Genomic DNA, 19,951 nt, shown 5'->3' with positions numbered 1-19,951 from the left:
TTCGGTGAACGGCAACGTCGCCTGAGCCTCTTCGTAGGCCAAACTTCAACCACCCACATCTGGAGAGGGTGGACGTGTCATCACGCGGCCGTGCATTTCGAGAAGTCGAGAATGTCGAGACCGCGTTTAACCACTTCGATGGCCGTGTCGGCAGGGCCGAACGCGTCATCACCGAGATCGAGCAATTCGCCCGAGATTTCGGGAGGGTGCGAGAGCGGTCAAAGGGCAGCGTCGCAGCCAGCATCGTGGCCTGGACGCTGCTCGGCGGCTTGCTGATGTGGGTCGGAAACAATGTGCTGGAGTGGCTTATTGCGCGGCTTCAGAAGCCTTGGAAACACGCGCGTTTCTGTTCACTGGCCATAAACGCGGAACTTATACTTGATGGCGCATTCCCACGTTCGTGGGGGACATCACAAAGAATGTGAAGCCGGACGACCGCCTTGCTCGTGCGATCTTGAAGACGTGTCAGCAGAGCCCAGTGAGAAGTGCCAGCGCGTCGTTTCCGCAGTTTCAGCTCGACAGTAACACGTCTGACAGCATGCTTGAGCTATTGGCTCGGCTGGATCAGGTTTCGCGAGGGTCTTGTTCAGATCGGCGCTGATATTGCAGAGGCCGCTGCAATTGTCGTATCACCCTTGCAACACCCGCGGGCATCGCTTTCGCTTAGACAATTTCTCCCGCTGTTAGTTTCTGACGGGGGTGATCCATGGAAGGCGACTTTCTCGATCACAAGCTGGACTGCTAGTCCTGCGGGACGATTTACCTCAACATCCCGCGTGACGCCGGTGAACGCACTCCTATCCACTGCAGCACGTGCAACGGATATCTTGGCACCTGGGGCGAATTGCAGAATGATTTTCTGGCGCAGGCTGCCGACAGCGATGGAGTGTTCGAGCTTAGGGACGGACGCATCAAGGAGAAGTAGCGGTGTTCGCCGAAGTCGGTAAACTTGGACCGCCCTTCCTAAAGCCGCGTGTCTCTGCGATCAGGCAACGTCGGGCTCAACGCTTTCTCCGTCAACTGCAGCTAGGCAATCTGGTGCTGCGTCGGCCAGAATGGAATCGATCGTCGACGCGCCAGTCCAGTAGCCAATCGCATGGCCGATGGCCCAAGCAGGTTCGTTGCCTGCTCGGTCGAGGATCTCCGGGGCGGCATTCGAGAAACACGTCGCAACCCTTCCGGCAGCTTGTGCCGAAACGCCGGCTTCGGCAAAGCGCTCAGCGATATTTGCCTGGAGGGGCTCGATCAGAAAGATCGAGATCAGTGCTGCGATGATGTCCTGCAAAAAATGCTCCGTCCGCTTGAAAGCCCTCCGTGGGGCCCGGCCCTTATGTCAGCGAAAATCTCGCCGGTTCAATAGGCGGCGGAACACGAAGTCGGGAATGAACTCCATGAATGATCAGACCGGCGGTGACCTGTGCTGCTCAGCTTGACGAGAGGCTGGTTCCGCGGGCTCGCTGTCGGAGGTCACGACCTTCAACGCGCTCCGAAAGTCTTCAAGCGAGGCGTTGAGCAGGTCCTGATCATTGCACATTCTGGCCATCTGAAGATTGAGATAGGCCGAATGGACGAGGCGGAATGAACGCTCGGCCTTCCGCTCGGTCTGTCCCATGCAGAGCTTCTTCATAAGGAGTTTGACTTCGAGAACTTCTGCCGCAGTGGGGACAGCTTCATCCAAGACAAGTTTGTACAGACGATCTGCGATTTCCATCGAAGCCTCCTGCATCGCTACCGGCTCTTGGTGGGACGAGAATGCTGCAAATCATGCGCCTGGAAACGGCAATGTCAACAATGAGGCGCAGGTATCTGTCTCATGCAGCTCGATCAGCTATCATGTGAATGATCGTTTGGATTGATGGAAAGCTGGCCGCCTAAGGGCAAAAGGGTCGCTACAGAAAGTCATGAAGGCTTCGCCCCTCATCGGCTCCACCCCGTCTTCGACATGCAAAAAGAGGCAAGCTTCCGCTCGCCCCTTTTGAAGCCATCTCGCTGAAAAGCGATCAGAACTTGAAGGACACTTTCGCCTTCAGTGTGTGGACGTTGACGTCGATGCCGCTGTCGTCGAAGTTCGAGAAATCGTGGTAGAGATATTCCGCACCGACGATGATGTTGTCGGTCGCTGCGAAATCGACGCCAGCGCCGGCAGCCCAGCCGAAGTCGCTCAGGTCGCCGAGAACCGTGTCGGCCGTCGCATAGGCAACACCACCAGTTCCGTAAACCATCACACGGCCGAGATCGACACCGGCGCGCAGCTTGCCGCGAGCGACACCGTCGACTTCACCGATGCCGCCGTCGATTTCGATGTTGGCGAAGTCGTAGTCGATTTCCGCGCCGACGACAAAGCCGCCGAGGTCATAGTTGTAACCGGCGTGCACACCACCGAGGACGCCGTCGGCGTCGATCGTTGCAGGACCAACGTCGAGATCAGCCCAGGCATAACCAGCCTGGACACCGATGTAAGGACCTGTCCAGTCGAAACCGGGGGCGATCATCGGAGCGCTTGCCGGAGCAGGCTCGTTGTAAACGACCGCATCGGCTGCGAAGGCGGATGGGGACATGACGGTCGAGGCAAGTGCAACTGCGATGATGTGCTTCATTTTCTTCTCCATAGGCGAACAAACTGGGGTTTGGATCGGTCGAATCTGATGCCTGCGATAATGTCTCGAACTGGCTTCCCGATCTCCAAATTCGAGTTCGGTTGCTCGAAGAATTTCGCGCTGTTGCAGACTTGTCACAGACGCTTCGGGGGCGTGCTCGAGCCTTCAAACTGATGTCGACGTCCGAGAGCGTTTGTCATGCATACCTGTCTCAGGCTGCTCCATCCTTCCGTTCGCCCTTGGCGACGATCCGCAGGGCGTCATCAGGTAATGGCCGCTGCAGCTCAGCCGCCTCGGCCCACTCCGCCCGCATCCAGACATCCTTCTCTTCGACCGTCGTAAGGATCACCGGCATGGCCTTGGGATGAACGGCGCCGACGATCGCGTTGGGCTCGCAGGTCAGGAAACCGTAGAGGTCGGCGTTGATCTCGCCTTCCTTAACCTTCCTGGTGCTGGTCCAGTTCGTCCAGATCCCGGCGAGCATCATGAGCGGACGGCTATCGTCGGCTGCGAACCAGACCGGCACCTTCTTGCCGTCGATCGTGTCGTACTCCGAGAAGCTGGTGAACGGCACCAGACAACGGTTTGCCGGGCCGAGCCAGCGGCGCCAATGGGGACTCTTCACGTTGCGGATGTTCGTCACGCCGCTGTCGACCTTTTTGCCCTTCAGGACGAATTGCGGCGACGGCATGCCCCATCGTGCCATGATGAGCTCACGAACGCCGTCGGCTCCGTTGCGGACGATCGGCGCTGGGTAGTCGGGAAAGATGCCGGGCAGGGGCGGGAGGTTGCCCGTCTGGTCGCGCATGGCACGGGCAAGCTCGATGATGGCCGCTTGGCCCTTGGTGAGTGAGTAGAGGTTGCACATGGCGGCGAGGATGCCTTGCTTCAGTCGGTTTTGGGAGTCGGCTTCAGCGAAGTCAGCGCGCGAAGCGTAAAGAACGTCACGATCGAAATGACAAGTGCGATGTCATAAGTGCCGAGGCCGACCGCAACTCCGATTGCCCCAGTGGCCCACAGGCTGGCAGCTGTTGCTGTTCCCCTCACCGACGACTTTACGACCAAGATTGCGCCGCCTCCGATGAACCCGATGCCGGTGATGATGCCCTCGACGACCCGAGCGGTTGCTTCAGGGCTACCTTGCGTGATGGTCTCAGCGGCCTGAAGGAATCCACAGGCAGCGATGGCAACGAGAGGGAACGTTCGCAGTCCAGCGCTGCGCTCCGTCTTCTCTCGATCCCATCCGATCGGCAGCGCCAGGATGTAGGCTATGCCCAATGCCAATAGGTGGGGGAGTACATTGAACTCTTCACCCGTAGCGACGATTTCAGCCCAGACCGCGTCCATAACCCCATCCCATTTTCTCTGATCACACATGGCGGGCAGAACTCGAATTCCGGCGCTTGGTTCATCATCAATCGGCTAAATTTTAATCATCATAATGCCTAATCGCCGGATGGCTCGTCGAACCTCGAAACCACCGCGATCCGTCGGACTTGATGCCGATCCTGGCTTTGTTGCGCGCAGCAAGCCGCGGAAGCCACGAGATCCGCTTCAACCTCAGTTATCATTTGATCCGTTCCCGGAACGGATCGAGCCGTGCCTCGCATTGCTCGCCGGATCCCCTCCCGAGGGACCCCGTTGGGTCTTTGAGGTAAAATGGGATGGCTACCGTCTCGCGCTACACCGCAACGGCGACCAAGTCAGTGTCCTCACGCGCGGTGGCCACGATTGGAGTCATCGTTTTCCTGCGCTCGTTGCCGCGCTGCAAGCGATCGACGTAAATTCCCTCGTGCTCGACGGCGAGGCTGTGGTTTTGGATGAGCACGGCAGGTCGGACTTCAACGCCCTCCAGCGATCGCTTGGTGGCCGCGGCGGTAAACGCGTGGCGGGTGGCGAGGTCATCTTCTACGCCTTCGACCTGCTTTACTTCGACGGGCATGATCTCACCCAATTGACGCTTGAGGATCGACGCCATTGGCTCAAAGCCCTGGTGGGTGAGGGAGGAGGAGCTATCCGACTTTCGGAAGAGGTTGACGCCGATGGATCCGCCTTTCTCAAGGTCGCATGTGAAATGGGTCTAGAAGGGATTATCGCCAAGCATCGCGATCGACCGTATCGGTCAGGCCGCAAAGGCGACTGGCTTAAAATCAAATGCGTGCAGCGCGAGACCTTCCTTGTGATTGGCTATGAGCCCTCAACGAAAGTCCGTGGCGCCATCGCTAATCTGCTGCTGGCCGCGCTCAAGGATGGAGAGCCGGTCTATGTCGGCTCAGTCGGCACCGGCTTCTCCTATGACCAGGCCGTGTCGTTCAAAACGCTTCTCGATTCCATAAAGGAAGCCTCTCCGAGCATCTCACTGAAGCGGAAAGGCGCGGTCTTTGTCCCGCCGAAGCTGGCTGCTGAGATTGAGTTCCGCGCCTGGACCGGCGACGGGAAATTACGGCATGCCTCATTCAAAGGGATGCGCGATCGGAGGATCATATCGAGGTGTTCAGCCTTGATGACGTCGAGAAAGCCTGAAGTTCAGCTTAGCAGCCAGTAGAAACCACTGAAGGCCAAGGCGAAGAACGTCACTGCAAAATGTGCTGCCGAGCGTCTCGACGGACGGCCATTGTCATTGACGGCAATGTAATCCAGATCCGCAAAGTTGATCTCGTCAGCACCGTGCCCCTCACGTCCCGCGGGATCGTAGGCCATCTTCACTGTTCGGATATTCAGACCGATCCGGCTTTCATCGAGTTTCAGCTTATAGCCGGTCAATGCTTGACGTGCTTGAAACATCAATGCTTCTTCCTGTCGTTGATGCTTACCACGTTGGTATCCTCAATTTCATCAGCCTCGTCGCTCGTCAGCTGCACCCAGCGTCGGCTTTGGGCCAGTGACAGCACAACCTCTTCTGCTTCCTCCAAATCCCAGCCAGCTTCTACTGCTTTCAACACGACAGCGTCGACAGCTAGATTAAACGCGACCTCGAGATCTTCTTCGCATCTGAGCAAACGCTCAGGGTAATCGCCCTTCCTTTTAGGCCCATCCATCAACTTGCCCGTTTGTTCTGGTTGGCCCACTGCCGAAGCCCCACCAAAACACTCTGCGCTTGGCTTTGTGCATCGGCAAGTGCTTCCGGTGTGATCCATGCCCGGAAGGCCGCATAGGCTGCTTCACCCGCGGCGGCTGCTTCTCGCGTCGTCGCCGCATCGCCCTGGCGCGGTCCGCGGAAGTTTCCAATCACGCCTGGTGCGATTAGGATCCAGTGCCAGTCAGTCGGCAATCCGCTGCTGCTCTTATTCCGGATGATGTTGAGGACGGGAGCCTCGCCGAAGGTCTCGAGTCCAGCGCGCGGAAGTGCTGGTCGTCGTCTCGGTAGGTGCGGCGCCATTTGAGAACGAGATCGGTCATCGGGCGATGATGCCGTGAGAACATCGGGCGAGCAAGCTGTGCCAGATTTGTGTCGCTGGGCAGTGCCAATGCCTGCATGGCGGTGCGCATTCGTTCCGGCCCCGGCTGGTGCCAGATCAGTTGGAACGCGTCATTTGCTAGGACATGGCTGGTGCTGCGAAATCAATCCTCCTGGAGATACGCGCTGATAAAGTTGGGTGATGTCACGTTGATGATCGGATATCTGATTGGTCCATGCGGAACCCGACTTTCCCGTCCGGAGGCAGGAGCATCTGCAATCTTAATGAGCGGGTGCTCGTACCTATTGACCGTCCCCTGAAAGACGATCTCATCTCCGCCTTCGATCATCCGGAGTTCGTATCGCTTACCTACTTCGAACATTCGTTCATCCTCATCGCTAAGGGTTGCATTCGACTATGGGTGATATCCCGTCGACAGACACCCGCCTGTCAGGACCTGGCGCTTCAGCTTTCACAGCGACACGGCCCTTAGCTACCTGCAAAACAGCCAGGCTAAGCTGACAAACAGCACACCTTAACCCGGTACCAGCAGCCTATGTTGAATCTTCGCAAAGGGTGTCGGAAGTTTCCGCGGAAAATTGAGTTCGAGGCGGGGAGCCATGCTTCGATCGAATCAGGAAAAACCCTTAACTTTGTTCGGCCTGTCCGGTTGATGACGAAACGCATGACTTTAAACTTAGAGGCGAGGCGAGGCGATCCGACACCGGCTTCAATGTTGGGTTCTCTCTTTTCGCGAGATGATTCGAAAGGCTGATTATGCGCTACACGAGACTAATCGTCGGCTTCGCTTTAATCTTAGGCGCCCTTTATATCATTTTCGCGGAGCAACTGTCTGGGGCGAGCGCTGATGCCGTGGTCAATGCGCAGGTCACGACGGTGCGCGCGCCTATTGCCGGGACACTTGAACTCCCCCAAAGAGCGCTCGGATCAGCGGTCGGCGCGGGGGAAGCGCTTGGTTCTATAAGCGATCTTCTGGTCGACAACATTCGGTTGAATGATCTCGTTCAGGAGCGTGCTGTTGTCGATGCTCAGATGGCTCGTCTGAACGATGCTATTGAAGCTAACAGGGCGTCGATCGAGCTGCTCCGTGAACGCGCTAGGATCTACGGTGTTGAACGTGTCCGGCAGCTGGAAGCCCAGCTACGGGCTGCTAATGCGCTAGTTGTTGTTGCAGAATCGCGGTTAGGGAGTTCGGAAACCGCACTTGCCCGCTCAACGGAGCTGTCCACGCGTGGTCTGGAATCGGCCGTTTCGTTCGAACGCGCCCAGTCGCTGGTTGAGACCTCTCGCGCAGAGATCGACAATGCACGTGAACAAGCCACGGCGATCGAAATCGCCCTTCAGTCTGCGCAGCGTGGCACCTTTCTCGGTGACGGCTACAACGATGCGCCTTATTCTGAGCAACGCATTTCGGAATTATCTCTGCGCGTCCGGGAACTCGATGCCGAGCTCATCGCCCAGGAACAATTGGGTGCAGCACTCGATCAGCGGATCGAAGCAGAGCGCCGCCGTGTCAACCGGCTTAACTCCAATGCTCTCGCGGCCAACGTCAACGGTCTGCTCTGGGATCGCTCTGCTATCGACGGAGAGACGGTGCAACGGGGGGAAAGCGTGCTTCGCCTCGTCGATTGCGATAGTGCCTTCGTCACGTTGAGCGTGACTGAGAACGTTTACAATCGACTCGCAGTCGGCACACCCGCACGGTTTGCGCTCGGCGGATCGAACATCGTACTGGATGGCACCATCACCCGCCTTGCGGGATCGGGAGCCCAGAGCGTGTATCAAAGCCTCGCCATCGCGCCGAGCGAACGGCACCTAGAAAGGTTCGACGTTGCGCTTCTCGTACCGGCGCTGCGCTCCGAGCCTCAATTGCGCTGCTTGATCGGGCGTACAGGGAGGGCATATTTTGAAAGCCGACCGCTTGATTGGATACGCGGCCTGATGGGGGCTTAAGCCATGTTTCCGCCAGTCTATCTGTCGGAGCTGGCGTCGAGTGTGGTGCAGCTCGGGCTCGTCGCGGGGCTTATAATGGTGCTGCCGCTCGTCTTGGAAAGAGACCGCACCCTCGACCGCGTGTTCTTGTTTTCGATCGCGATCGTACTTTCGCTTCGCTACATCTGGTGGAGGTTTTCCGAGACACTCGCACCGATTGATTTGAGCTGGGACTTCCTCGCCAGTTGGTCCTTTTTTATCATGGAAGCGGGAGCGCTACTTTCATCGCTATCCGCCTTTACGATCTTGATGAGGCATAGAAACCGGTCACTCGAAGCCACGGAGGTTGGGGAGTGGTGGAAGCCAGATCGTGTTCCCAAGGTTGCGATGTTGATTGCCACCTACAATGAGGACCGCGAGGTACTCGAACGAACGATCGTCGGTTGTCTCGGCATTGATCATCCGACTGTGGAAACGCTGGTGCTCGATGACGGTCGGCGAGACTGGCTCAAGTTGTATTGTGACGACATGGGCGTGCGCTATGTCCGGCGCGACGACAACAAGGGCTCAAAGGCCGGCAACATCAACAACGCGCTCGATGTGCTTGCCAACGACCCGATTCCACCGGACTTCATAGCCGTCCTTGATGCGGATTTTGTCCCTCATCGCAACTTCATCGCACGTACGCTACCGCTGTTCCACGAGACTGATGTCGGGCTCGTGCAAACACCGCAGCACTTCTTCAACACAGATCCAATCCAGCACAATCTTGGTCTCTCGCGGTCGTATCCGGACGAACAGCGCTTCTTCTTCGACCATCTGGAACCAGCGCGCGATGCCTGGGGCATTGCTTTCTGCTGCGGCACATCTTCCGTGATCCGCTGGACGGCTGTGCGTGATATCGGAGGTTTCCCAACCGACAGCGTCACCGAAGATTTCATGCTGACCTTGGCTCTGCAGGATGCAGGCCACCGTACGGTCTATCTCAATGAGGCGTTAACGGAAGGATTGGCACCGGAGGGGTTGAAGGAATATGTCACCCAACGCGCGCGTTGGTGTCTCGGCTTGATGCAGATCGCGCGAAGTCGCCTGCACCCATTCGCCCGGTCGAACTTACGGCTTCGCGATCGCTGGAGCGTGCTTGACTCGGTTGTCTACTGGCTGACTGCCTTCTCATTTAAGCTCGCGACGATCATTTATCCGCTGCTCTACTGGTACTTTGGAATAATTGTCGTCGATGCATCGGTCGCCGATGTCGTCAACTATTTTGGCGTATATTTTATATGGCTGCTTTTTGTAATGAACTTCATTTCACGCGGTCTGATCGTGCCGATCGTCAACGATGTGAGCCAGCTGTTGGGTGCCATGCCGATCACGCGCGCAGCAATAACCGGTCTGCTCAATCCTCACGGTCACGGATTTAAGGTCACGGCAAAAGGCGGCGACAGAAGCCGTGTTGTGATCCAGTGGGGGATCATGCGGCCATTCCTTTTACTGTTTGCACTGACTTGGATCGGTGTCACGGTCGGCATCGTCTTTGATGCTCTTAACTACCGGGATGCGGGCGAAGGCAAGACGGTCATCCTGTTTTGGACTGTCTACAATCTGTTTGTTCTCGCGGTCACGATCATCGCATGCGTGGAACTGCCACGCCGCGAACGCCATTTCGGAGACAAGCCGGAACGGACGCTGATGCGTTCTGAGGGGAAACTTTCGCGAGTGTGGTTGACCAGCTTGACGCAGGAGGCGGCGAGGGTCCGTGGCATCTCGCTGACAAAAGATGACGATATTCTTATCTCGATCCGAGGTGTCGGCGAGGTAGTAGGTAAGGTCGAGACCGTCACGGCCGATGGCGGTGTACTCGGTCTTTCCCCCGATGCACACCAGTTTCAGTCCTTGCTGAGGCGATTCTACGCCGATGGCGACGCGCCGGGCGTGTCGTCCACGCGACTGTCTGCCATCATTGGTGATGCTGCTAGACGCTTCTCGTTCGCGAACCGACAGTGATCTTACGTGTTAAGAGCGACCTTGGAGTCGGGCGAGCGCGGCGCTGAGGCGGGCCAGTTCCGCCGTTCTACGGGAATCGTAGGGATACACGTCTTCCCCGTCGGCAACGCGGATCGCATTTTTCGATATTTCGTCGAAGGGGCGGATGAAGATCCTGACAAAAAGCGCCGTCAGTAAAATGAGAAAAATGCCGAACATTCCTGTCGACATCAAAACTCCTGTTGAAAAAGCCCGGTCGGTAGTGTCGACTGCATCGCCATCGATCCGTGCGATCAAACGCCATCCAAACGATGGCAGGTCTTCATAGGCGACCTGCGGAACGACGTTCGTGAAATAAGTTTGACCATCCGGCCACAGCTCAAGGCCGCCGCCGGCCATGCCTGCCGATGCTCGCCGAGTGCTCTGTAGATCAAGCGCTTCGTAAGTGTTTCCGTCGGTGGCAATAACGACGGAACCGTCTTGCGACATCAGAAAAGCATCGATGTCTAAAGCAGCCGCTTGTTCAGTGATGAAGTCTTGAGCCCACGCGAAATTCAGATGAAAGCCGAGGACGCCGATTGGATCGCCATTCGCGTTGCGGACGGGAGTAGCCAGATCGAGAAACCGAAGAGGCTCGCCATCGTTGCCTGGCAATAATGATGCGAGCAGCACTGCCTCGTGCACGTCGCCGGCAAAAGGGGCCTCCAATCCTCTCTGGAACCACTCTCTCTGCCCAACGTCGACGCCTTCGAGCAAGCCGTTTGATGCGGCCAGTACCGTGCCGTCGATGGCAGCATAGCCCGCCCAAGAGACTTTTTGACCATCGCCCACTGCAAACGCGAGTTGGGATGGAAGATCGTCCCTGTTACCAACGGCTATAGTTTCCGCCAGCTGTCGAATGTTCTCCCACTCCTCATGCAACGCACGAGCAAATGCGAGTTCCAAGCCCGCAGCCCGCGTCGCAACTGCTGTCGCCAATGCGTCTTCGTTGAACGCCCGTACGCGATCACGAACGAGCGTCGTGGCGGCCAGCGCTGCAACGACCGCTCCCATAACCACAAAGCCGTAGACTGCGCGCGCGAGAGTGAGCGGAGTTCGACCGCTTTTTCGATTTTGCCTGCTGACCAAGGTCGGATTGATTGGTTTCGTCATCAGTAGAGGCTCACGAATATGTGTTAATAATCCTTTAGGATGCTGGGGGGCATCAGTCATGCATACGCAAGATGGAGAGCGCGCGCGCCGCCAGGCTAGACGGCGCGGCTGGACGCTCATTGGCATGCACTTGCTTTCGCGCGCTGATCCGGCCGAGCAGCGGGCAGTCGAGCGGAACCTTCACAAGCTGCGCGATAATGTGCGGAAGCACTACCGTGACCCGAAACACATCAGCACTCTCGTCATCCGCCCGCCTTAGCCGCGGTAGGCCGCCGTCATGTTCTACGTGTTTCCGGAGCAGCTGCGCGACACTTTGCGATCCGTCATACAGCAGCTCGCGGCAGAGACGGTGGACGCCGAAAAGTTAAGCGCGTTTGTGATCGTCTCTCAGTCAACGGAGAAGCGGGGCCAACCGTACGACACCGTGTTGCTGCTGGAGCGCATGGCACTACCACAAACGCCACCGGCCTAGTCGCGAAGTCTTCGCCGACCTCCTAACGAGAGCCTTTGATGTCCGCTACTGGCGCGTCCGCGCCGCAAGCCTGAGGCCGTCAGAATGTCGGCTTGCGGATCTCCGTCACAGCAGGCTGAACTGCCGAAATGGGGTCGTAACTCGTCGTATCCGTGACCACCCAAATCAACGCGATCAAGCCCTAAACCGGTTGAACATCACCGTAGAGAGTGGGGCATAAAGCCTGTTAATCAGTCCTAATGGTCGAAACGTTTTCTAATGAACCACCTAGACAAAATTAATTGACCCTGGCCTCAAAATATCGAGGGCGATTAAACCCAATTCTTGATTTAATTAGCCCCATTGTTAGCAAATTATGCCCGCCAGCCGCTGCGACTTCCAAAGCGCGCTTGGCCGTTTCCTGGCCCTTGATGTCGGAAAGATCCGGCAGGCCGATCGCCGACTGGTGCAATGCGGGCTCGGGCCGCGACAAGACCTGGCTGCCGCGAAAATGGTTGGCGAGCGCGATCAGGCTGCGCGGCGCGAGAATGTCGATGTCGGCACCCGCCCAGGCCGCCTCGGGGCCGCTTTCGGCCGGGCAGATCAGCCCCTTGCCGAGCGCATTAGCGCCAATCGCCGCCGGCAATACACCCGCGACGGGCGCGATCGTTCCGTCGAGCGACAGCTCGCCAAGAACGACGTAATCATCCAGCGCATCGGCCGGAATGGCGCCGAGCGCCGCCATGAGTGCGAGGGCGATCGGCAGATCGAAATGGCTTCCCTCTTTGGGAAGGTCGGCGGGCGCAAGGTTGAGCGTGATCTTCTTCGGCGGCAGCGCGAGACCCGAGGCATGCAGCGCGGCCTGGACCCGCTCGCGGCTTTCTGCAACCGCCTTGTCGGGAAGACCGACGATATGCATGCCGATCTTGCCCGGCGCCAGCATGGCCTGAACGTCGACGGGAACCGCTTCGATGCCCTGGAACGAAACTGTCCTGACGCGACTGACCATCCTGCACCGCCTCTCCAAACGATCCGATAGGGTCTATCGCATCGGCTCCAACAACTTCATGTTTCATTCGCCGCGCATGCAACTTGACATAGCAGTAGGAATAAAACAAGAACGTTTTCGGAACGGTTGCAACCTGATGCACGTTACCTTTGCTTCAGGCGGTTGTAGAGGAAGAACAAAGAAAGGCGGTTAGCGGCGCTTTTCGATCGCATCCCACATCAGTGCCGCGATGTCGGCGCCCCCGAATTTGCGCACTTCGCGGATGCCCGTGGGCGAGGTCACGTTGATCTCGGTCATCACGTCGCCGATCACGTCGATGCCGACCAGAATGAAGCCTCGTTCGCGCAAGGATGGCCCGATGCGCGCGCAGATTTCGCGTTCGCGATCCGTCAGCTCTGTCTTCACCGCCTTGCCGCCCACATGCATGTTGGAGCGGCTGTCGTGCTCGGCCGGCACGCGGTTGATCGCGCCGACGGGTTCGCCGTCGATGAGGATGATGCGCTTGTCGCCCTCGCGCACCTTCGGAAGATAGCGCTGCGCGATGATCGGCTCGCGGAACATCTGCGTGAACATTTCCAGCAGCGACGACAAATTGCGATCGCCCTCCGCCAAGTGGAACACGCCGGCGCCGCCATTTCCGTAGAGCGGCTTCAGGATGATATCGCCCATCTCCTGGCGAAAAGCGCGGATTTCCGCCGGGTCGCGGGTGATCAGCGTTTCCGGCATCAGGTCCGGAAACTCCGTTACGAAGATCTTTTCCGGCGAATTGCGCACCCAGGCCGGGTCGTTGACGACCAGCGTCTGCGGATGGATGCGCTCCAGCAGGTGGGTCGAGGTGATGTAGGCCATGTCGAAGGGCGGATCCTGGCGCAGCAGCACCACGTCCATGGTCGAGAGATCGGTACGCACCGGCTCGCCCAGCGTGTAGTGCGCGCCCTTCTCGTCCTTCACCGTCATCGGTTCGATGCGGGCGAACACCTTGCTGTCGCGCAGCGTCAGCAGGTCGGGCGTATAGTGGAACAGTTCGTGGCCGCGCGCCTGCGCTTCCAGGCACATGGCGAAGGTGGAGTCGCCTTCGATGTTGATCGACTGCACATGGTCCATCTGGACCGCCACTTTCAGCGACTTCGCCATTATCGGTTCCTTGCGTTTGACTGTTGTCCAGATAGTGCGCGAGCAGCCCTCAGCGCAACCGTCCTGTGGTCGTGATCTTAGCCAGTGGTCGTGTTCTTAGAAGGCGTCGATAAAATGCCGGGGCCAGCGCCACGGTGTGATCGCCACGATGTCGTAGCGGTAGGAGATGCGAGAGAGATCGACGCCGCGCTTCATGTGCGCCGCGATCCAGAGGTCGCTCGCACCGCGGATCCGTGTCGCCGTCGTATGTGACACGGCGTCGATCGCCGCGCGTTCGTCGGCCCGCGCCTTCACCTCGACGAAAGCGATGATCTCGCCGCGCTTCACGATCAGGTCGATCTCGCCGAGCGGCGTCTTGTGCCGCCGCGCCAGAATCCGGTACCCGCGAAGCTGCAGCGACAAAGCGGCAAGCGCCTCCGCCATATGACCGCGCCGTTCGGCTTCCTGCCGCGACATCGGCCGTTCCTGCCGCTTGCGCGGAGCGCGCATCGGACGTCAGCCCTTCTTCATCTCAAGCAGCCGCGCATAGAGGTCCTTGCGCGGCAGCCCGGTCAGTTTTGCGGCTTCGGTCGCCGCTTTCGCAGGCGGCATCGTCCGCACCAGATCGTCCAGCAATGCTTGCGGATCGATGTCGCTCGCCGCTTCCTCGTAGGGCGCGATGAGAAGCACGATCTCGCCTTTGACGTTGCCAGAGGACGCATAGTGCGCCGCCAGCTCGCCGAGAGTGCCGCGCCGCGTTTCCTCGAACGTCTTGGTCAGTTCGCGGCAGACGGCGGCATGGCGTGCTTCGCCCAGAACTGTGGCGCCGTCGGCCAGCGCATCGGCGATCCGATGCGGCGATTCAAAAAAGATCAGCGTGGTGGGAATGCGTTGCAGCGCTGCAAACCGGTCGCGCCGCGCCTTCGATTTCTGCGGGAGGAAGCCGGCAAAGAGAAAACTGTCGCTCGGCATGCCGGAAGCCGTCAGTGCCGCAAGCGGTGCCGAAGCGCCGGGTATCGGCACCACGCGGTGGCCCGCGGCAAGCGCGCTTTCCACCAAGCGAAAGCCGGGGTCGGAAACGAGCGGCGTTCCGGCATCGGAAACCAGTGCCACGCTTTGCCCTGCATCGAGCGCCGCCATCAGCTTCTCGCCGGCCGCCTCCGCATTGTGCTCGTGATAGGCAAATGGCCGGCGGCGAATGCCGTAGCGCTCCAGCAGCACGCGGGTTACGCGGGTGTCCTCGCAAGCGAGCAAATCTGCCGAGGCGAGCGTTTCCAGCGCGCGCAGCGTGATGTCGCCCAGATTGCCGATCGGCGTTGAGACGAGATAGAGCGCCGGTTCGACCGGCCGCGCCTTAATTTCCGTCGTGCCGATGGTGAAGGCGGGTGCGGGCCTCCCTTCGCGGGTTGAAGCTTCGCCGTCCGTAAGGTCGGTTTCCGCGGGGCCGCTTTCGTCTGGTCGCGCCATATTTCGTCCTTCGCCTGCAATCCAGTGACGGTTCTGCGCCATGGTCGGCCAGGCGTGCAACCCTTGAAGACACGGCGCGATCAGTCGCCGGCGCGAATACGGCTTTCGGCGGTCTTCCAGGACAATTCGGTGGTGCGCGCGATCAGCGCTTCCACAAGGGCGAACATGGCTGTGTTGGCGTCCCAGATGCGGTCGATCGAGACCCGGCACGGCAGCACGATCTTGGAGAAGCGCGAAATCGGCGAAATCCATTCATCCGTCACGAGAATGGAGAAGGCGCGCGCCGCCTTGAGCTGGCGTGCCGTTTCCAACAGGTCGTCGTCGTAGCGGCGCATGTCGAACAGCACGACGACATCGCCCGGCTTGATGTCCAGCAGCTGGTCGGCGCGGTTGGCGATCCGCCCGTCGAGCCGCCGCACGCCCGGTCGCGCCCGCCTCAGATGGGCTTCCATGTAGGTGGCGAGCGCATCGGTGAAGCGGCCGCCGGCGAGATGGCAGGCATGGCGGCTGTCGGCGAGCTTCCGGGATGCTGCCTCGAATTCGGATGCGGGAATGCGCTCGGCCGTCGCCCGCATGATCTCCGCCGTCTGCTCGAAGAAGCGATCGAGGAACCTTTCGCTCTCTTGCCGTGGCACCTCGAAACTGCGCTGCAGCGGCGATTTCGTCCGCTCGTCGAGCTCCTTGCGCAGTGCGCGCTGGAAATCCGGATAGGAGCGGAAGCCGAGCCGGGCAATGAAGCGCAGAACGGTTGCGGCGCTCGCGCCGGCCGCCTGGCCGAACTCGGCGACGGGCGCCAGCCCAATCGTCGGGTAGTTGGCGAGCAGCGTGCGCGCGGCCCGCTTCTCCGCCGCCGTCAGCGCATCGATCGTCTCGTGAATGATGATCTCGACCGTGGCCGGGATGCTGCCAGCCATTCTGAATTTCTCGTTTCAGTGTTGACACAAAATCGGTTTCCCGAATTACTGTATCAGTAAAGGGGGTGCAGGGGCATGTCCATCGAGAAAGCCGTCGAGATCGTCAACGAGAAGGGCCGCTCGCCCTTTCTCTTCGTCTGCGACCATGCCTCGAACCGGCTGCCCGCGCGCTACGGAACGCTCGGCCTCACGCTAGAGGAACTGGAAAGCCACATCGCCTGGGATCCGGGCGCACAGGCCGTAAGCCTGGCAATGGTCGAAGCGCTCGATGCGCAGCTTATCCAGTCCACCGTGTCGCGACTGATCATCGACTGCAACCGCGGTCTCGATGCGCCGGATCTGATCTGGACGCTCTCGGAACGCACCCGCATCGCCGCCAACGAAAACCTCGATCCGCAGGAGCGACAGTTCCGCATCGATGCCTATCACCGCCCGTTTCACGAGGCGATCGATGCGGTGATCGCCAAGCGTCTAGAGCGGGGCCAAGAGACGGTTCTGGTCTGCATGCACTCCTTCACACCGGTCTATCACGGCGTCGCGCGCCCCTGGCCGGTCGGCCTGATCCACGGTGTCGATACACGTTTCACCCGCGCCGTCAGCGATGCGCTGATTGCCGAAGACCCGGCGCTCAATGTCGGCTGGAACGAGCCCTATGCGGCGCTCAACGGCGTCACGCTGACGCTCGAAAAGCACGGCGATGCCGAGGGCCTTGCCGCCGTCATGGTCGAAATCCGCAACGACGAGATTTCGGGTCCCGCGGGCGTCGCCGACTGGGCGGGCCGTCTCGGCCGGGCGCTGGTCGCAGCCCATGCCAGCGGTGCGGCCGATCGGGCACAGCCGGCCGCGCAGGCCTCGCGCAAAAGGGAGGCTTGACCCGCATGCCCAAGCCGATCCGCGCCTATGTCCGGGTGGTCGATGCGATCAACAGGGTCGTCGGCCGCTTCGCCATGTATCTGCTCTTCGTGCTGGCCGGCATCCTGCTCTATTCGACATTCTCGCGCGTCATGATCGGCACGCCGGTCAACTGGTCGCTGGAAATGAGCCAGTTCGTGCTGTCGGCCTATTATCTGCTCGGCGGCGCCTACACGATGCAGACCGATGGCCACGTGCGCATGGATCTCTTCTACAGCAAGCTGACGCCGCAAAAGCGCGCCGTCACCGATGCCTTCACCATCGTCTTCGTGCTCTTCTATCTCGGCGTCCTGCTGATGGGCGGGCTGTCGAGCACCACCTACGCCATCGAGTATGGCCAGAAGAACTACACCTCCTGGGCGCCGCCGCTCTGGCCGATCAAGGCGATCATGACGCTCGGCATCTTCCTCATGTTGCTGCAGGCGATCTCGTCCTTCTTCAAGGATGTCGCCATGGCGCGCGGAAAGCCGATCGCATGAGCTCGGAACTGATCACGCTCTTCATGTTTTCCACCATGATGGTGCTGCTCATCACCGGGCAGCGCGTCTTCGGTGTCATCGGCTTTGTCGGCGCGGCGGCGGCAATCTGGCTTTGGGGGCAGGGCTCTTCGGAGCTGCCCTTCAATGCGGCTTTCCAGGTGCTCAACTGGTATCCGCTGATCACCGTGCCGCTCTTCGTCTTCATGGGCTTCATCTTTTCGGAGTCCGGTATCGCCAGCAATCTCTACCGCATGTTCCACGTCTGGTTCGGCGGCATGCGCGGTGGCCTGGCGCTCGGCACGATCGGGCTCATGGTGCTGATTTCCTGCATGAACGGCCTGTCGGTCGCGGGCATGGCGATCGGCGCCACGGTCGCCCTGCCGGAGCTTCTGCGCCGCGGCTACGACAAGGTCATGGTCACCGGCGTGGTTCAGGCGGGAAGCTCGCTAGGCATCCTCATCCCGCCATCGGTGGTGCTCGTGCTTTATGCCATGATCGCGCGTCAGCCCGTGCTGCAGCTCTGGCTCGCCGGCATCCTGCCCGGCCTTTTGATGGCGACGCTCTTCTGTATCTATATCTATGTCCGCTGCCGGCTCCAGCCGGAACTCGCGCCCGCCATGCCGGCGGAAGAGCGTGCCGCGATCACGCAGGCCGAAAAGATGCGCCTGCTCGGCGCCGGCTTCCTGCCGCTCGTCGTCTTCGGCACGATGATGGGCCTCTTCATCAGCGGCGTAACAAGCCTCGTCGAAAGCTCCGCCGTCGGCGCATTGATGGCGGTGCTGGCTGCAGCCGTCTCGCGCAAGCTCACCTGGAAGGTAATCGACGACAGCACGCGAAACACGCTCGCCATCTCCTGCATGTTCCTCTGGATCATCCTCGCCGCGCTCTGCTTCGGCGCGGTCTATGACGGTCTGGGCGCCGTGGGCGCCATCGAAAACCTGCTCCTGAACACCTGGGAGCTGGATCGCTGGACGATCCTGATCCTCATGCTGCTGTCGTTCATCGTGATGGGCATGTTCCTCGACGATACGGCGATGCTCGTCATCGTCGCGCCGCTCTATATCCCGTTGGTCATCGGGCTCGATTTCAACGCCATCTGGTTCGGCATTCTCTACACGATCACCTGCCAGATCGCCTACATCACCCCGCCCTTCGGCTACAATCTCTTCCTGATGCGCGCCATGGCGCCGCCGGAGATCACGCTCTCCGACATCTACCGCTCCATCGTGCCCTTCGTCGGGCTGATGGTTTTGACCATCATCATCCTGATGATCTTCCCGCAGATCGCTCTGTGGCTGCCGGGCCTCTGGACGGCCCGCTGACGGGGAGATCGGCCAACAACGGAAAGGAACGCTGACACCGACGAGGCAAGGAAACGAGATGCGGCAACGGACTGCCCGAAGAACGGGCGGCCGAAGGATCAAAAACCGAAAGAGGGAAAATCGACATGAGTGACAATACGAAGTTCACCAAGCGACAATTCATCAAGCGGACCGGTCTCGTGACAGCCGGTGGCGTTTCGGCGTCCACGCTCGCCGCGCCTTACGTGAGGGCGCAGAGCCCGATCCGCTGGCGCCTGCAAACCTATGCCGGCCCGGCGCTTGCCGAACATGTGGTGAAGCCGGCCATCGACGCGTTCAACACCGCCGCCAACGGCGAAATGGTCATCGAACTGTTCACCGCCGACCAGCTCGTACCGCAGGGTGAACTCTTCCGCGCGGTTCAGCAGGGCACGATCGACGCTTGCCAGTCGGACGATGACTCCATGGCATCGCCCGTCGACGTCTCGGTCTTTGGCGCCTATTTCCCGTTCGCGTCCCGCTACGGTCTCGACGTGCCGGTGCTGTGGAACTGGTACGGCCTGAAGGAAATCTGGGAAGAGGCCTATGGCGAGGTCGAGGGCGTCACCTGGTTGTCTGCCGGCGCCTGGGACCCCTGCAACTTCGTCACCACAAAGCCGATCCGCAGCGTCGACGATCTGAACGGCCTGCGCGTCTTCACCTTCCCGACGGGCGGCCGCTTCCTCACCCGCTTCGGCGTCGTGCCGGTCACGCTGCCCTGGGAAGACATCGAAGTCGCGATCCAGACCGGCGAGATCGACGGCGTCGCCTGGTGCGGCGCGACCGAAGCCTACACGGTCGGCTGGGCCGATGTGACCCAGTACTACCTGACCAACAACATCAACGGCGCCTGGGCCGGTTCTTTCTTCGCCAACACCGATCGCTGGAACGAGCTGCCCGAGCATCTGAAAACGCTCTTCAACATGGCGATGGACAGCTCCCACTATTACCGCCAGCATTGGTACTGGTGGGGCGAGGCCCATTACCGCACGACCGGCGGCAAGCTGGAACTCACGACCATTCCGGAAGCCGACTGGAAGCGCGTCGAAGACGAGGCGCTCGCCTTCTGGGACGAGGTCGCGCAGGAAAGCGACCGCAGCGCCCGCGTCGTCGAGATCCTCAAGAAATACGCGGACACGATGCGCAACGCCGGCGCACCGTACCGCTATACCTGATCGAC

The 19,951-nt window shown here is 59.9% G+C and carries 21 protein-coding genes and 1 pseudogene; 9 read left to right on the top strand and 13 right to left on the bottom strand.

The genetic code is table 11. The features are described 5' to 3' along the window. Positions 1–74: 74 nt before the first annotated feature. On the top strand, positions 75–425 hold the full coding sequence (locus GC125_RS18760; protein ID WP_151987048.1) for a hypothetical protein: 351 nt from the start codon (positions 75–77) through the stop codon (positions 423–425). A 560-nt stretch (positions 426–985) separates the two neighbouring features. On the opposite strand, the gene GC125_RS18755 is transcribed toward GC125_RS18760, so the two are convergent. The 5 genes from GC125_RS18755 to GC125_RS18735 all read right to left on the bottom strand — a co-directional run bounded on the left by GC125_RS18755 (position 986) and on the right by GC125_RS18735 (position 3,944). Beyond that, positions 986–1,285, bottom strand: coding sequence for a hypothetical protein (locus GC125_RS18755; RefSeq protein ID WP_151987047.1), 300 nt, complete (start codon positions 1,283–1,285; stop codon positions 986–988). 114 nt (positions 1,286–1,399) lie between these two features. Continuing rightward, a complete protein-coding gene (locus GC125_RS18750) occupies positions 1,400–1,711 on the bottom strand; it encodes a hypothetical protein (protein ID WP_151987046.1) in 312 nt (103 codons plus the stop codon). A 289-nt stretch (positions 1,712–2,000) separates the two neighbouring features. Beyond that, positions 2,001–2,597: an outer membrane protein gene (locus GC125_RS18745; RefSeq protein WP_199864644.1), complete on the bottom strand. Its 597-nt coding sequence runs from the start codon at positions 2,595–2,597 to the stop codon at positions 2,001–2,003. A gap of 211 nt (positions 2,598–2,808) precedes the next feature. Next, positions 2,809–3,465: an SOS response-associated peptidase gene (locus tag GC125_RS18740; protein WP_151987044.1), complete on the bottom strand. Its 657-nt coding sequence runs from the start codon at positions 3,463–3,465 to the stop codon at positions 2,809–2,811. A gap of 20 nt (positions 3,466–3,485) precedes the next feature. After that, positions 3,486–3,944: an MgtC/SapB family protein gene (locus tag GC125_RS18735; RefSeq protein WP_151987043.1), complete on the bottom strand. Its 459-nt coding sequence runs from the start codon at positions 3,942–3,944 to the stop codon at positions 3,486–3,488. 109 nt (positions 3,945–4,053) lie between these two features. On the opposite strand from GC125_RS18735, the gene ligD reads away from it, so the two are divergent. Next, a complete protein-coding gene (gene ligD, locus GC125_RS18730) occupies positions 4,054–5,142 on the top strand; it encodes a non-homologous end-joining DNA ligase (RefSeq protein WP_151987042.1) in 1,089 nt (362 codons plus the stop codon). On the opposite strand, the gene GC125_RS18725 is transcribed toward ligD, so the two are convergent. Together GC125_RS18725 and GC125_RS18720 are read right to left on the bottom strand one after the other, a co-directional pair. Then, on the bottom strand, positions 5,124–5,381 hold the full coding sequence (locus GC125_RS18725; protein ID WP_151987041.1) for a hypothetical protein: 258 nt from the start codon (positions 5,379–5,381) through the stop codon (positions 5,124–5,126). The genes ligD and GC125_RS18725 overlap by 19 nt on opposite strands. Continuing rightward, positions 5,381–5,665 (bottom strand): hypothetical protein, encoded by a 285-nt coding sequence (locus GC125_RS18720; protein ID WP_151987040.1) that lies wholly within the window; start codon positions 5,663–5,665, stop codon positions 5,381–5,383. Before GC125_RS18720 ends, GC125_RS18725 begins: the two co-directional genes overlap by 1 nt. 1,107 nt (positions 5,666–6,772) lie before the next feature. Here GC125_RS18720 and GC125_RS18715 point away from each other — a divergent pair. After that, positions 6,773–7,969 (top strand): HlyD family secretion protein, encoded by a 1,197-nt coding sequence (locus GC125_RS18715; protein WP_151987039.1) that lies wholly within the window; start codon positions 6,773–6,775, stop codon positions 7,967–7,969. Between the two features lie 3 nt (positions 7,970–7,972). Then, positions 7,973–9,955: a glycosyltransferase gene (locus GC125_RS18710; RefSeq protein ID WP_151987038.1), complete on the top strand. Its 1,983-nt coding sequence runs from the start codon at positions 7,973–7,975 to the stop codon at positions 9,953–9,955. A 9-nt stretch (positions 9,956–9,964) separates the two neighbouring features. On the opposite strand, the gene GC125_RS18705 is transcribed toward GC125_RS18710, so the two are convergent. After that, positions 9,965–11,086 carry a cache domain-containing protein gene (locus GC125_RS18705; RefSeq protein WP_199864643.1) on the bottom strand — a complete coding sequence of 374 codons (1,122 nt, stop codon included), beginning with the start codon at positions 11,084–11,086 and terminating at the stop codon, positions 9,965–9,967. A 277-nt stretch (positions 11,087–11,363) separates the two neighbouring features. Here GC125_RS18705 and GC125_RS18700 point away from each other — a divergent pair, with 277 nt between their 5' ends. After that, positions 11,364–11,558, top strand: coding sequence for a hypothetical protein (locus tag GC125_RS18700; RefSeq protein WP_151987036.1), 195 nt, complete (start codon positions 11,364–11,366; stop codon positions 11,556–11,558). A gap of 337 nt (positions 11,559–11,895) precedes the next feature. Here the strand turns inward: GC125_RS18700 and GC125_RS18695 are convergent. From GC125_RS18695 to GC125_RS18675, 5 genes and pseudogenes are all read right to left on the bottom strand, one after another. Next, a pseudogene (locus GC125_RS18695) lies at positions 11,896–12,546 on the bottom strand (magnesium chelatase domain-containing protein); the annotation flags it as partial. A 189-nt stretch (positions 12,547–12,735) separates the two neighbouring features. Continuing rightward, complete coding sequence (gene gshB, locus GC125_RS18690) at positions 12,736–13,680, bottom strand: glutathione synthase (RefSeq protein WP_151987034.1); 945 nt, start codon at positions 13,678–13,680, stop codon at positions 12,736–12,738. A gap of 96 nt (positions 13,681–13,776) precedes the next feature. Beyond that, positions 13,777–14,169 (bottom strand): YraN family protein, encoded by a 393-nt coding sequence (locus tag GC125_RS18685; RefSeq protein ID WP_151987033.1) that lies wholly within the window; start codon positions 14,167–14,169, stop codon positions 13,777–13,779. Positions 14,170–14,175: 6 nt separating this feature from the next. Next, positions 14,176–15,126, bottom strand: coding sequence for a 16S rRNA (cytidine(1402)-2'-O)-methyltransferase (gene rsmI, locus GC125_RS18680; protein ID WP_151987032.1), 951 nt, complete (start codon positions 15,124–15,126; stop codon positions 14,176–14,178). An 80-nt stretch (positions 15,127–15,206) separates the two neighbouring features. Beyond that, complete coding sequence (locus GC125_RS18675; RefSeq protein ID WP_151987031.1) at positions 15,207–16,040, bottom strand: MurR/RpiR family transcriptional regulator; 834 nt, start codon at positions 16,038–16,040, stop codon at positions 15,207–15,209. Positions 16,041–16,115: 75 nt separating this feature from the next. Between GC125_RS18675 and GC125_RS18670 the strand changes: the two genes are divergently transcribed. The 4 genes from GC125_RS18670 to GC125_RS18655 all read left to right on the top strand — a co-directional run bounded on the left by GC125_RS18670 (position 16,116) and on the right by GC125_RS18655 (position 19,946). Further along, the gene (locus GC125_RS18670) at positions 16,116–16,913 is read left to right on the top strand and encodes an N-formylglutamate amidohydrolase (RefSeq protein ID WP_151987030.1); all 798 of its coding nucleotides are present in this window, start codon (positions 16,116–16,118) and stop codon (positions 16,911–16,913) included. Positions 16,914–16,918: 5 nt separating this feature from the next. Further along, entirely contained in the window at positions 16,919–17,431 is a 513-nt protein-coding gene (locus GC125_RS18665) for a TRAP transporter small permease subunit (RefSeq protein WP_151987029.1), read from the top strand. Next, complete coding sequence (locus GC125_RS18660) at positions 17,428–18,753, top strand: TRAP transporter large permease (RefSeq protein ID WP_151987028.1); 1,326 nt, start codon at positions 17,428–17,430, stop codon at positions 18,751–18,753. Before GC125_RS18665 ends, GC125_RS18660 begins: the two co-directional genes overlap by 4 nt. Positions 18,754–18,878: 125 nt before the next feature. After that, entirely contained in the window at positions 18,879–19,946 is a 1,068-nt protein-coding gene (locus tag GC125_RS18655) for a TRAP transporter substrate-binding protein (protein ID WP_151987027.1), read from the top strand. Positions 19,947–19,951: the final 5 nt, after the last annotated feature.

The organism is Rhizobium sp. EC-SD404, assembly GCF_902498825.1.
GTDB lineage: Bacteria > Pseudomonadota > Alphaproteobacteria > Rhizobiales > Rhizobiaceae > Georhizobium.
Note: the sequence above shows the minus strand (reverse complement) of the source record. Positions and strands in the feature narration are given on the sequence as shown.

Coding starts and splice junctions, on each gene's coding strand:
- GC125_RS18750 (WP_151987046.1), bottom strand. CDS start 1,711: ATGGAAATCGCAGATCGTCTGTACAAACTTGTCTTGGATGAAGCTGTC.
- GC125_RS18745 (WP_199864644.1), bottom strand. CDS start 2,597: ATGAAGCACATCATCGCAGTTGCACTTGCCTCGACCGTCATGTCCCCA.
- GC125_RS18740 (WP_151987044.1), bottom strand. CDS start 3,465: ATGTGCAACCTCTACTCACTCACCAAGGGCCAAGCGGCCATCATCGAG.
- GC125_RS18735 (WP_151987043.1), bottom strand. CDS start 3,944: ATGGACGCGGTCTGGGCTGAAATCGTCGCTACGGGTGAAGAGTTCAAT.
- ligD (WP_151987042.1), top strand. CDS start 4,054: ATGGCTCGTCGAACCTCGAAACCACCGCGATCCGTCGGACTTGATGCC.
- GC125_RS18725 (WP_151987041.1), bottom strand. CDS start 5,381: ATGTTTCAAGCACGTCAAGCATTGACCGGCTATAAGCTGAAACTCGAT.
- GC125_RS18715 (WP_151987039.1), top strand. CDS start 6,773: ATGCGCTACACGAGACTAATCGTCGGCTTCGCTTTAATCTTAGGCGCC.
- GC125_RS18710 (WP_151987038.1), top strand. CDS start 7,973: ATGTTTCCGCCAGTCTATCTGTCGGAGCTGGCGTCGAGTGTGGTGCAG.
- GC125_RS18705 (WP_199864643.1), bottom strand. CDS start 11,086: ATGACGAAACCAATCAATCCGACCTTGGTCAGCAGGCAAAATCGAAAA.
- GC125_RS18700 (WP_151987036.1), top strand. CDS start 11,364: ATGTTCTACGTGTTTCCGGAGCAGCTGCGCGACACTTTGCGATCCGTC.
- gshB (WP_151987034.1), bottom strand. CDS start 13,680: ATGGCGAAGTCGCTGAAAGTGGCGGTCCAGATGGACCATGTGCAGTCG.
- GC125_RS18685 (WP_151987033.1), bottom strand. CDS start 14,169: ATGCGCGCTCCGCGCAAGCGGCAGGAACGGCCGATGTCGCGGCAGGAA.
- rsmI (WP_151987032.1), bottom strand. CDS start 15,126: ATGGCGCGACCAGACGAAAGCGGCCCCGCGGAAACCGACCTTACGGAC.
- GC125_RS18675 (WP_151987031.1), bottom strand. CDS start 16,040: ATGGCTGGCAGCATCCCGGCCACGGTCGAGATCATCATTCACGAGACG.
- GC125_RS18670 (WP_151987030.1), top strand. CDS start 16,116: ATGTCCATCGAGAAAGCCGTCGAGATCGTCAACGAGAAGGGCCGCTCG.
- GC125_RS18665 (WP_151987029.1), top strand. CDS start 16,919: ATGCCCAAGCCGATCCGCGCCTATGTCCGGGTGGTCGATGCGATCAAC.
- GC125_RS18660 (WP_151987028.1), top strand. CDS start 17,428: ATGAGCTCGGAACTGATCACGCTCTTCATGTTTTCCACCATGATGGTG.
- GC125_RS18655 (WP_151987027.1), top strand. CDS start 18,879: ATGAGTGACAATACGAAGTTCACCAAGCGACAATTCATCAAGCGGACC.